The 12,448-nt window shown below is 39.9% G+C and carries 8 protein-coding genes and 1 pseudogene; 7 read left to right on the top strand and 2 right to left on the bottom strand.

Annotated features, from left to right (window positions below):
* Window positions 1-3: 3 nt before the first annotated feature.
* Window positions 4-1,587 (top strand): teichoic acids export ABC transporter ATP-binding subunit TagH, encoded by a 1,584-nt coding sequence (gene tagH, locus GYO_RS40250; RefSeq protein WP_014115385.1) that lies wholly within the window; start codon window positions 4-6, stop codon window positions 1,585-1,587.
* Window positions 1,588-1,625: 38 nt separating this feature from the next.
* On the opposite strand, the gene galU is transcribed toward tagH, so the two are convergent.
* Complete coding sequence (gene galU / locus GYO_RS40245; RefSeq protein ID WP_014115384.1) at window positions 1,626-2,504, bottom strand: UTP--glucose-1-phosphate uridylyltransferase GalU; 879 nt, start codon at window positions 2,502-2,504, stop codon at window positions 1,626-1,628.
* Window positions 2,505-2,839: 335 nt separating this feature from the next.
* Between galU and GYO_RS40240 the strand changes: the two genes are divergently transcribed.
* The 4 genes from GYO_RS40240 (at window position 2,840) to wecB (ending at window position 8,906) form a co-directional block, all read left to right on the top strand.
* Window positions 2,840-4,207: an alpha-glucosyltransferase N-terminal domain-containing protein gene (locus tag GYO_RS40240; RefSeq protein WP_041521086.1), complete on the top strand. Its 1,368-nt coding sequence runs from the start codon at window positions 2,840-2,842 to the stop codon at window positions 4,205-4,207.
* A 34-nt stretch (window positions 4,208-4,241) separates the two neighbouring features.
* On the top strand, window positions 4,242-5,762 hold the full coding sequence (locus tag GYO_RS40235) for a glycosyltransferase (RefSeq protein WP_014115382.1): 1,521 nt from the start codon (window positions 4,242-4,244) through the stop codon (window positions 5,760-5,762).
* Window positions 5,763-5,836: 74 nt separating this feature from the next.
* The gene (locus GYO_RS40230) at window positions 5,837-7,741 is read left to right on the top strand and encodes a glycosyltransferase (protein WP_041521085.1); all 1,905 of its coding nucleotides are present in this window, start codon (window positions 5,837-5,839) and stop codon (window positions 7,739-7,741) included.
* 22 nt (window positions 7,742-7,763) lie between these two features.
* Window positions 7,764-8,906 carry a non-hydrolyzing UDP-N-acetylglucosamine 2-epimerase gene (wecB, locus tag GYO_RS40225; RefSeq protein ID WP_014115380.1) on the top strand — a complete coding sequence of 381 codons (1,143 nt, stop codon included), beginning with the start codon at window positions 7,764-7,766 and terminating at the stop codon, window positions 8,904-8,906.
* Between the two features lie 39 nt (window positions 8,907-8,945).
* On the opposite strand, the pseudogene GYO_RS40220 reads toward wecB, so the two are convergent.
* Window positions 8,946-9,569 (bottom strand): annotated as a pseudogene (locus GYO_RS40220) (LCP family glycopolymer transferase); the annotation flags it as partial.
* Between the two features lie 296 nt (window positions 9,570-9,865).
* On the opposite strand from GYO_RS40220, the gene lytA reads away from it, so the two are divergent.
* Window positions 9,866-10,189: an acidic lipoprotein LytA gene (gene lytA / locus GYO_RS40215; RefSeq protein ID WP_014115378.1), complete on the top strand. Its 324-nt coding sequence runs from the start codon at window positions 9,866-9,868 to the stop codon at window positions 10,187-10,189.
* A gap of 27 nt (window positions 10,190-10,216) precedes the next feature.
* On the top strand, window positions 10,217-12,370 hold the full coding sequence (locus GYO_RS40210; protein WP_014115377.1) for a SpoIID/LytB domain-containing protein: 2,154 nt from the start codon (window positions 10,217-10,219) through the stop codon (window positions 12,368-12,370).
* Window positions 12,371-12,448 lie beyond the last annotated feature (78 nt).

Raw genomic sequence — 12,448 nt, 5'->3', positions numbered from 1 at the left:
ACGATGAAACTAAAAGTTTCGTTTCGAAATGTTTCAAAGCAGTATCATTTGTATAAAAAACAATCGGACAAGATTAAAGGATTGTTTTTTCCGGTCAAAGATAATGGTTTTTTTGCTGTGCGGAATGTCTCCTTTGACGTGTATGAGGGAGAGACAATCGGCTTTGTAGGGATAAACGGGTCAGGGAAATCGACCATGTCTAACCTGCTGGCTAAAATTATTCCGCCGACCAGCGGTGAAATTGAAATGAACGGCCAGCCGTCGCTGATTGCGATTGCTGCCGGTTTAAATAACCAATTGACGGGCCGGGACAATGTCCGGCTCAAGTGTTTAATGATGGGGTTAACCAATAAAGAAATTGATGATATGTACGACAGCATCGTGGAATTTGCCGAGATTGGCGATTTTATTAATCAGCCGGTTAAAAACTATTCCAGCGGTATGAAATCGCGTCTCGGTTTTGCGATTTCCGTGCATATTGACCCTGACATCTTAATTATTGATGAAGCGCTCTCCGTAGGGGACCAAACGTTTTATCAGAAGTGTGTAGACAGAATTAATGAGTTTAAAAAGCAAGGAAAAACCATTTTCTTTGTCAGCCACTCCATCGGCCAGATTGAGAAGATGTGTGACCGCGTCGCTTGGATGCACTACGGCGAGCTTCGTATGTTTGATGAAACAAAAACGGTTGTCAAAGAGTACAAAGCGTTTATTGACTGGTTTAATAAGCTGTCGAAAAAAGAAAAAGAGACATATAAAAAAGAGCAAACGGAAGAGAGGAAGAAAGAAGATCCTGAAGCGTTAGCCCGTTTCCGGCAAAAGAAGAAAAAGCCTAAATCACTGGCTAATGCTGTTCAAATTGCTATTTTGTCTATCCTGACGGTTTTTACTGCGGGAACAATGTTCTTTAATGCCCCGCTTCGTACAATTGCTTCGCTTGGCGCTATTCCGCAAAATGAAGTGAAGAACCATGAGGGCAGTGTGAAAACTAAGGCAAAAGATAGCTTAACGACTGTCAATAAGCAAGGCTTTATTGATGTTGAAAAAGCAGTTGTCTATAAAGATCAAGGTTTAAAGCATAAGGCTGACGTTACGCTTCAATTTGGTACAAAGGTGCCGGTTAGCGCTAAAAGTAAACAAATTGCTAAAATTAAGTTTGACGGAAAATCCTTTTATGTTAGCCAGAAGGATGTTGAGACTAACTTAAAGGAGACAGAGTTGCAGATTTCTGCTTTTACACCTTATATCCAGCAAACTGCAGCAGATTCCTATGAATATTTTTTGACGTTTCTTGGAGAAAGCAGTGTCACTATTCATTCTAAAATGAAAGGCTTTACTGAAAGTGATACAGCTGACGGCAGAAAAACGTTGGATTTTGATTATGAAAAAATCAGCTATGTGCTGGAGGATGATAAAGCATCAGAGCTTATCTTTTACAACATTTCTCCCGTTACCCCGGCATCACTATCTTTAAGTGAAACCGATGTATTGTATGACAGCAGCGAGAATCGTTTTCTTGTGAATACAGCTGATAGGGTTTTTGCAGTTGATAATGAAGAGCATACGCTAACCTTGATGACGAAATAAGAAAAGGCTATTGGATGAATGTCCAATAGCCCTGTTGTTTAGATTTCCTTTTTGTTCAATAAACCTTCCATAAATGGGACGAGCTGATCGCGAAGCTCTTTATCCTGCATCGCAAACTCAAGAGTTGTTGTGATAAAGCCAAGCTTTTCACCAACATCATAACGCTTGCCTTCAAAATCGTAAGCAAACACTCTTTGAATTTCATTTAACTTTTGAATAGCGTCTGTCAGCTGAATTTCTCCACCAGCGCCAACCTGCTGCTCTTCTAAATACATGAAGATTTCAGGTGTGAATACATAACGGCCTAAGATGGCAAGATTAGAAGGAGCCGTTCCTTTAGGGGGCTTCTCAACGAAGTTTTTCACCTGGTAACGGCGGCCATCACTAGTCAGTGGGTCGATTATGCCGTAGCGGTGTGTTTCTTCTTCAGGCACTTGCTGAACACCGATAATGGAAGAAAGTGTTCTTTCGTATTCATCCATTAACTGGCGCAATCCTGGCTTTTCAGCCTGGACAATATCGTCTCCAAGCAGAACCGCAAAAGGCTCATCGCCAATAAAGTTGCGTGCGCACCAGACAGCGTGCCCGAGTCCCTTAGGCTCTTTTTGGCGGATATAATGGATGTCAGCCAGGTTAGAGGCTTTTTTCACTTTTTCAAGGAGTTCAACTTTCCCTTTTTCTTCTAAGTTTCTTTCAAGTTCAGGAGAGTAATCAAAATGATCCTCAATCGCACGTTTGCTTTTTCCTGTTACAATAATAATATCCTCAATACCAGATTCAACAGCTTCTTCAATTATGTATTGAATGGTTGGCTTGTCAACGATAGGAAGCATTTCTTTCGGCATTGCTTTCGTAGCCGGCAAGAATCTTGTACCGAGACCAGCTGCAGGGATTATAGCCTTCCGTACTTTTTTCAATATAAGCACCTTCCTTTATCTTTAAAGATATAGTTTCAAATCCATTCTCTACATTTAGTACCCTAAAATAAATTTGATAAACACAGTTAATGATATAGGAAAAACCAATATTAAACAAGGGTAAATTCATAGACTTTATGATCAGAAAAGTGAAGGAAAATACCATAAATAAATGTTTATTTAGCGATAGATATCGATAAACACTTTTAATTATATTTTAATATCAACCAAAAGCGTGTGGACTCTAGATTATAGCTAGAGCCATATAAGCAAAAATGTTATAATGTAGTTCTGAAAATGTGACTGTACGAATTTTTTCGAAAGGTAAAAAATAGATGATGACGATGAAGGTTTCTACCCCAAAATTAGCATATGTTTGTTCAAGACTGCAGGCTGCAAAAAAGTTTAGTATTAATACAATCGATTGGAATTATCCAATGGAAATTGTCACTTTTAATCATGAGCCTAATGGGCCTTCTTCTTTTAAAGATGCTGCTGTTATCAATATGTACAGCTACTTTAAAGGATATGAACCTCAGAAAGATAAAATTAAGCATCCGATTGAACAAGAAGGTTTAACATATATTCAAGAACCGAACAAGCCCATTTACCGCTATTACCATAATGGGCGTTATATCAAATACCAAAGGTTTACAGCATCAGGAGAACTTGCTGTTATTGATTACTTTAATGAAAACAGGCAAAGGTTTAAAAGAGAAGAATACGATTCATCCGGCTATGTACACAGTTTAATGTACATGAATCTGGAGACTAACAAACCGAAGCAGCATCTTTACTTAAGAGCAGATGGCACCTGTTATATGACCAAATGGTATAAGAATGATGAAACAACTGAAAAAATTGTCATTTTTGACGAAAAAGAGAATATAGTCAATGTATTGTATTCAGAAAATGAACTTTCCTATTATTTTCTAAGCCGCTTGATAAACAAGACGGAATATTTATTTTTAACATCAGAATTCGAGATATATAAAACACTGAAGTCTCTTTCGGTTAAATGTTCATCCATGTACTTAGGTTTTATAGAGACGAATGAGCTGTTAGACAATCCTGAAAAGGAAATAGGCCACCTTGATGCGTTCGTGGTCCCTTCATTGAAGAGATATCATGACACGATTGAAAAAACGGGACCTCGCACAAATATTTACTATGTTTCTGAAGAGCCATTTACCCGCAAACGTTTTGTAGACAAACTAATTGATCAGGTGACTTTTAATAATCACTTAAAAAATATGGATGTTGAGCTGTTAACGGCAGAATGGCAATCAAAATCCGACTTATATTTGTCAGCCAAGGTCGAGTTTAAAGGCGACGTTCCGACCCATTCTGTAGGCCGTCACAAAATGTATTGGAAATTAAAAAATAAGAAGAGCGGTACTGAAATTACATATAACGCAAAAGTAAGCAGTGAGGAAGAGCTGATGTTTACTGTAAGCGGTACTCTCTATGTTCATTCTGTATTAGATCAGCTGTCCATGATTGAATTGTATCTCTGTTCAGAGTGGGATAATAGCTTCTTTGCATCGAGTGTACGAGTCACCGATCCAAAGGAAATTCCATCATCTGAACAAAGTATTTTGGGCTGGCAAATTACTTTGGCAGTAGAAAATAATTATTTGCATGTTCATACAGCCGAGGGACTTAGGAGAAAATTAATGAAGCGGCTGTTTGCAAAAAAATAGCAGAGAAAGCTTTACCAAAAGAAGGGGCTTGAAGATGAGAAGGATCTTTTCACTAATATATGAAATAGACATTGAAAAAGGCGGCATTACAAGCTCTATGATGTCAAGATCTTTTACATTTGCGGAGCGCGGCCATAAAATCGATTTGGTCACACTTGATTTTAAAGACAATTATAATCAGATTGAGAAAGAGCTGAAGAACGCAGGAAGGCTGCATCCTGATGTAAATATCCTTAATATTTATGATGACTATAAAAATCAGCATAAGCATATAAAAGTCGGGAATGCACAACAAAGTTATTATGAACAAAATCGCAATCGCTTTGAAGAACCCTATGCCGTGTATCATAATGAGGAAAAATTAGAAACGGAATACTTTAAGAATGGTTTATATATGAAAAAGAAAAAGTGGGATGAGTCGGATAACCTTTTATATGTAGATCACTTCAATGAAAATATGCAGATGACAAAGCGGGAATACTTTCATGACGCTTATGTAAATAAAACGGTATTATTCGATACGAGAAGCGGAAAAATCAATCAAATTCACTACACAGCACCAGACGGCTTTTGCTATTTAACGGAATGGCACCATTTTAATACAGGAGCCAGCCAAGGAGTTATGCTGTTTGAACGAGATGAAAAGGAAGCTGTATTTTTCAAAAACAAGCACACGTTTCATACACATTGGCTTGAGAAGATTTGTGAAAAAGAAAAAGACCCTATTATCATCTGTGATGGAGTCGGAAGTGCTTCAAAAGTCAATGAAATGCGTGATGGATTGGCAAAACGATATTACTGTGTTCACTCAAATCATTTAGATTATCCTTATACGTTGGGCAGCAAAGTTCGGAAAAATCATCAATACGCGATGGAACATATTAAAGATTATGACGGGCTGATCGTATTAACGAATGAACAAAAGGAAGATATCATGAAAGACTTTGAGTCGAACAATAATATTTTTGTTATTCCCCATGCCCCAAGAAGACTTGAAAAATTACAAACGTATGAAAAAAAGAAAAACGAATTTGTCATGGTGGCCAGATATCATGAAGAAAAAGGGATTGATAAGGTCATAAAAGCAATGGAAATCGTAAAAAAATCTCGGCCTGATATTGTCCTTAATGTTTATGGCAGCGGTCCTGGCCACGAGCAATATCAGCAATTGATCGATGATCTCCAGTTAGATAATGTGCATTTAAAAGGGTATATCGCAAATCCTGCTCCATTTTATCAGCAGGCGCTTGCCACTTTATTAACATCAAAATTTGAGGGGTTCAGTCTTGCCATTTGTGAATCGTTTTCGTGCGCAACCCCGGTCATTAGTTTTGATGTGAAATATAGCCCTAGAGAGCTCATCAAAGAACACGAAACGGGAATGCTTGTAGAACCTGATCATATTGAAATGCTTGCTGAGAGTATCATTTATTTGTACGACAACCCAGAGAAAGCCATTCAATATGGAAAAAATGCAAAGAATTTAATGGATACCGAATATAGTGAAGACCGATTGTTTGAAAGATGGGAAGAAGTATTTGAAATGACGAAATAGTGCATTTCTATACCATTTTTGTTCATTATATGAGCTTTTGTGAGGAAATAGAAGCGGATAAGGATAGAGGTGTAATGTTGAAAATTACTGCAGCAGTACCCACATACAACTCAGAACATTTTATCTCCCGCTGCCTGGATAGTCTGGTTCAACAAACCATGCCGAATAATGAGTATGAAATTATTTGTGTAGATGATTGTTCTCAGGATGGCACGGTTTCAATATTGAAAAAATACAGTGAACAGTATTCTAATATAACGGTTATTGAACGAAAGGAAAACTCGGGAGGGCCGGGAGAACCAAGAAACCAAGCCATACGTGCTGCGAACGGTGAATACATCTTTTTTATTGATTCCGATGATTATTTAGGAATTGAAGCGTTTGAGAGAATGTATCAATTTGCACAACAACACGATTCAGATATTGTGCTTGGAAAAATGGTCGGTGTAAACGGCAGAGCGGTCCCGCAAGCTATTTTTAAAGAAACAAAACCTGAGGCGGATCTTGTTAAATCTCCGCTTGTCTACTCAATTGGCCCGACAAAACTTTTTAAAGTTTCACTGCTTAGAAAGCATGACATATATTTTCCATCTAATATACAGGCCACAGAGGATCAGGTATTTGTCATGAAAGCTTATATAAAAGCGGACAAAATTTCTGTCTTGGCCGACTATGATTATTACTACGCTGTACAGCATGATGGCGAGCATATGACATTTGCTTATGTTGCGCCTCAAAACTACTACGGTGCAATGAAGGTAATCATAGATATGATTTGTGAGAGCCGTCTTTCTCATACCGGCAAAATGAAGTTTATGGCGAAGTTTATAAATCGCCATTTTGATTTTTCCAGAACAACGGACTTTACCGTAACGATCGAGAGTGAGCAGGAACAGCAAATATGGATGACAGAGCTGCATCGTTTTGTTGAACAAAATATTCCGCAGGAAATTGATAAGCTTGTTCATTCCCATACGCGGTTAAAATTATATTTTGTACGTCAGAATGACTTAAAGGGCTTGAAGCAGTTTGAAGCTGATAAAGAAAATATGACTCAATTTACGTCTGTTGAAAATGGTCATATCATAGCAAACTATCCCAGCCTTATGCCGTATCAGTTAACAGAGAATGAACGGATTATTGATGACAGAAATAAAATCAGTCATTACGTGAGCAAATTTCAAATGAAGAACGATACTTTTTCATTAAAAGGATCGGTTACCCACACGGCTTTACAACCAGAGCAACAAGCTATGCAAACTTTATTAGGCATTTGGGTGCATCGCGAAAGAAAAACTGAAAAAATCATTTCTCCGGTATATTCTAAGGACGGAGAATTTGAATTTCTCACGAAGTTTACTGATTTGGCTGTTCATGAAGAAGATATTGGTGTTTGGGACTTCTTTATTGAATCGGAGATAGACGGGTATAAAAAACGCGCCCGAATTGGCAGCAGCAGAGAACCGTATCCTTATTCAAAACATGCTAAATATATTGGGAATAACGGGAAATACGCTTTTAGCGCAAGGCCATACTTTACAAAAACATACGGTAATCTGTCTGTGGATATAAGAAAGCAAGAAGTTTTGAAAGTGGAATTTAAAAATAATGATTCAGATTTAACGTTCGTATTTCCTGGAAGCCAATTGTTCTTTCCGAAGCAATCCTTATTATTGCTGGAATGCAATAATCAAGAGTTTTTAATCCCAATAAAAAATCAAATCAGTTCTGTTGATGGGACAGTGATACAGGTTGACCGGAATCTAGTTGAACAAAAGTTTGCCCCGGCTCACTTGAAAAACATGAATATCGTTTTATCAATAAATTCATACAAAACGACATTGGTTCCCAAAAAGGATGTCAGCGTGTACTTTTGCAGTAAAAATATTGAAAAAAAGCTGTGGTGCTTTAAAATAAAGAAGAAAGTAGACCTATTTATACAATCAGACCAATCAAAATTCTATCTAACAGCCCGTTAAACAAAGAAACCAGGTGACAAATATGAAAAAACTAAAAGTCATGACCGTCTTTGGGACCAGGCCTGAAGCGATCAAGATGGCACCGCTTGTGCTGGAATTGAAAAAATATCCTGAAATAGATTCCTATGTAACGGTCACTGCCCAGCACAGACAAATGCTAGATCAGGTTCTAGATGCATTTCACATCAAGCCGGATTTCGATTTGAACATAATGAAGGAGCGGCAGACGCTGGCAGAGATTACATCCAACGCACTTGTGAAATTGGATGAGCTGTTTAAAGATATTAAGCCCGATATTGTGCTTGTCCATGGTGATACAACGACGACGTTTGCCGGAAGCCTAGCCGCTTTTTATCATCAAATTGCTGTCGGCCATGTGGAGGCCGGGCTCCGTACAGGGAATAAGTATTCCCCGTTTCCGGAAGAGCTCAACCGCCAGATGACCGGGGCGATTGCTGATTTGCATTTTGCGCCGACAGGCCAGGCGAAAGACAATTTATTAAAAGAAAATAAAAAGGCCGACTCTATTTTTGTGACAGGCAATACAGCGATTGATGCACTCCGCACAACGGTGAGGGAAGGCTATTCTCATCCTGTCCTCGATCAGGTAGGTGAGGATAAAATGATTCTGCTGACCGCGCACCGTCGGGAAAATCTGGGTGAGCCAATGGAAAACATGTTCAAGGCTATCCGAAGAATTGTTGAGGAATTTAACGATGTACAGGTCGTTTACCCTGTGCACCTGAATCCTGTTGTCCGGGAAGCGGCTCAGAAGCATTTTGGCGATTCTGACAGAGTGCATCTGATTGAACCTTTAGAAGTCATTGATTTCCATAACTTTGCGGCAAAATCGCATTTTATTTTGACAGATTCGGGCGGCGTGCAGGAGGAAGCGCCTTCTCTCGGGAAACCGGTGCTTGTGCTGCGCGATACGACGGAACGCCCTGAAGGAGTGGAAGCAGGAACGCTGAAACTTGCAGGGACGGATGAGGAAAACATTTATCAGTTGGCAAAACAGCTGTTAACTGATGATGATGAGTACAAGAAAATGTCCTACGCTTCTAATCCGTATGGCGATGGAGAGGCTTCCCGCCGGATTGTGGAAGAATTGCTGTTTCACTACGGGTTTCGGAAAGAACATCCAGATTCATTTACAGGCAAATAAAAAAGAAGCTTTGCACACTGTGCGAAGCTTCTTTTTGTTTTAATTTTCGAGGCTTTCCTTCAGCTCTTTTGTGATATCAGAAAGGGCGCTTTCATCTGCTTGATAGTAGTAAATTCCGTTGATTTTCGTGCCAGTACCTTTCAATTCGTGCTGTTTAATATTTTTACGAGCGCCTTTGTAGTCAGATTGGATATCCCACATGTCATCGAAGGTCAAATTCGTTTTCACATTTTTTTCAACGACTTTAAACATATCTCCAAATTTCGTGATGGAAGAAATATTTGCGCCTTTATTAATGATTCCTTCGATCACTTGGCGCTGGCGGTCCTGACGGCCAAAATCGCCTCTCGGATCTTCTTTTCTCATCCGGGTATAGGCGAGCGCCTCTTTTCCGTTCAGCGTGATTTCTCCTTTGCCGAACGAATAACCGTCATAGCTGAACGCGAATGTGCTGTTTACTGTGACGCCGCCAAGTGTATCAACAACGTCTCTAAAGCTTTCCATGTTCACTTTTACAAAATAATCAACCGGAACATCGAGGAAGTTCTCAACCGTGTCAACCGTCATCTGCGTACCGCCGAATGCATATGAATGGTTGATTTTATCCATTGTGCCTTTCCCGATAATTTTTGTATATGTGTCACGCGGAATGCTGACCATGTCTAAGTAGTATGCATAGCTGCCAGTTCCACTTACAAACGCCACAATGGCTAATTTAAAATATACCTTTCAATTTTTCAGCTCTCATAATAAATTTTCTCGACTTTTTTGTAATCAAGTGCAATCAATTATAAATTTCTTAATATTTGAAAATGACTAAAACTTTTCTAATTCATCACAGTAGACGGGTACAAATATTTCGGTATTTTAAGAAAATCCGCAAAAATTTTTCGTTGTTTTGAAAGAAATCTTAAAATAAGCTTAAAATTGTCGATAAAAAGTGGAGAGGTGATATAGGAATGAAAAAATTTGCTATTTTAATGTTCTCAATGCTGCTGCTTTTGTCTGCGTGCGGGACAACTGAGAACTCATCAGGTTCAGAAACAAATTCAGGTAGCCAGGATGCGGCTGCTGAAGAGACTGTAACGAAGGAAGGCACATTTGCCGGTTTGGCGGACAGCCATACGATTGCAGTCACTATTGATGGTAAAGAGACTTCGATTCAGGTTGGTTCAGACCTTCAGGACAAAATGAACAGCATTTCAGAAGGACAAAAAGTTGTGGTCAAATATACAAAGGATGCAAATGGCGTCTTAATGCTTAAGGATCTTGAGACAAAGTAATAAAAACTTCTTAGGGGGTTCCATGTTTTGAAAAAAATGAAGCTCTTGCTTCTATCATCAGTCACTGCGGCAGCTTTAGCATGCCCATCGTTTATGCAGTCTGCGAAAGCCGCTGATAAAACCATTTCTGTTAAGCTGAGTAATTATGTAGGCAGCAAATCAAGCTTGGATGTCGATATCACAGGCGGTTATGAAATTCCCGGCTCAAGAATTGCGGATACAGAGCGATATGGGGGAGCAACCCGTTTTGATGTTGCCAATAATGTAGCTTCAGCCGGATGGACAAATCCAACGACTGTGGTCGTTGTGAATCGAGACGCTTTTGCAGATGCGCTCTCAGCAACACCGCTTGCCAAAAAGTACGATGCACCGATTCTATTAACAGACGCAGATTCGCTAACACCAAAAACAGAAAGCGAAATTGCAAAACTAAATCCTGACAATATTCTTATCATTGGCGGGACAATCAGTGTCTCTAAAAATGTAGAAAATACATTAAAAAAATACGGTTCTATCGATCGGATTGGCGGAGCAACCCGTTACGAGGTTTCTAAAAACATAGCCGATCGAATGGGGAATTACAGCCAGGCAGTAGTGGCTACGGGCATGGTCTTTACAGATGCCCTGTCAATCGCGCCATATGCTGCAATGAACGGTTATCCGATTTTACTTGCAGGAGACAATAACATCCGCAGCGATTACAAAATTCCGAGCAACGTAACAATAGTCGGCGGTCCGTTGAGTGTCAGCACTGGCGTGGAATCCACATTAAAAAAGCAGGCGACTGTGAAACGGATTGGCGGGGTTTCCCGGTATGAGGTATCTGCCAATATCGTAAAAGAATTAAATATGAAAGCAACAAAGGTATTCATGTCAAACGGTCAAACCTTTGCGGACGCATTGACGGGGTCTGTGCTTGCCGCGAAGCAAGGCAGTCCTTTACTGCTAGTTGAACCCGGCAGCCTGCCGTCACCAGTCGCTGATGTAGTTGCAACAAAAGGAACTCAGTCATTTGCGCTGCTTGGAGGAAGCATCTCCATCAGCGATACGCTAAAGAACAAACTGGCAGATACTTTTGCAGGAACTGGCTTTACAGTCAAGTTATCCGGCGGAAATCTAGTGCTTTATAAAAACAGCACTGCCATCAAGACGCTTGGAACTTCTTTCACAGCAAATCCTAAAAAATATGCAACGACAAATTCTATCAGTCTGAATGGAACGCCATATCTCGGAAACATGAAATTTACGATTGAGTCAGGCAAATACGTTCGTCCGATCAATGTGGATATCCCTTTTGAAGATTATTTAAAGGGTGTTGTACCTCATGAGATGCCGGCGAGCTGGCAGAAAGAAGCGCTTAAAGCTCAAGCTGTCGCTGCCAGAACTTATTCCATCACCTCGGCCGGAAAAGAAGTACAAGACACCACCGCTTTTCAGGTATATGGCGGATATGACTGGAATTCGAAAACTTCAGAAGTAGTAGAAGCTACAAAAGGAAAAGTTTTGAAACACAATGGCAATTTGATTTCGGCTACGTATTCCTCAAGTAACGGCGGCTACACAGAAGCGAGCGGCGAGGTGTGGAGCAGCCAGCTTCCTTATTTAATCGCCAAAAAAGATACGTACGACCCGCAAATCAGCTGGTCTCTGTCTTTAAACAAAACCCAGCTTGATAAAAGCAGTCTGAATCTGAAAAGCCCGGGATCCTGGTGGAGCACTAAAAATGAAACGAATTCAGCCTATTTGAGCGGTTTGAAAAGCTGGTTTATTAAAAATAAATATAGCAGTGCCGAGTCTATCAAAATCACGAACATATCCAGTGTGAAATTCAGCACGGAGAAAACTGCCGGTCAGCGGCCGGAAACAGCAAGTGTAACATTCTCATATTTCGTGAAAGAAAAATCAAATGGCTACATTCTTTCAAATGGAAGCCTGAGTGAAAAAACAGCAACAATTTCTGTACCAACTACAGAGCTGAGAACAATGCTTGGAGCTTCGAATATGAAGAGTACATATGCGTCTGTCTCAAGCAATACAAACGCCTTTATCATCAGCGGCAAAGGATACGGACATGGCATAGGCATGAGCCAGTACGGAGCCAATGCCAGAGCTGCTGCCGGACAATCCTATACAACGATCTTAAGTTTTTACTATCCAGGAACGACTCTATCAAGCTATTAAAAGATTGATAGCAGTCCAGGGAGGCGTATGCCTCCTTCGTTCGTTATTTGATGTACGAATCATAATCAATCTTTGGAG

The organism is Bacillus spizizenii TU-B-10 (assembly GCF_000227465.1).
GTDB lineage: Bacteria > Bacillota > Bacilli > Bacillales > Bacillaceae > Bacillus > Bacillus spizizenii.
This window is presented reverse-complemented; position numbering and strand designations above follow the sequence as displayed.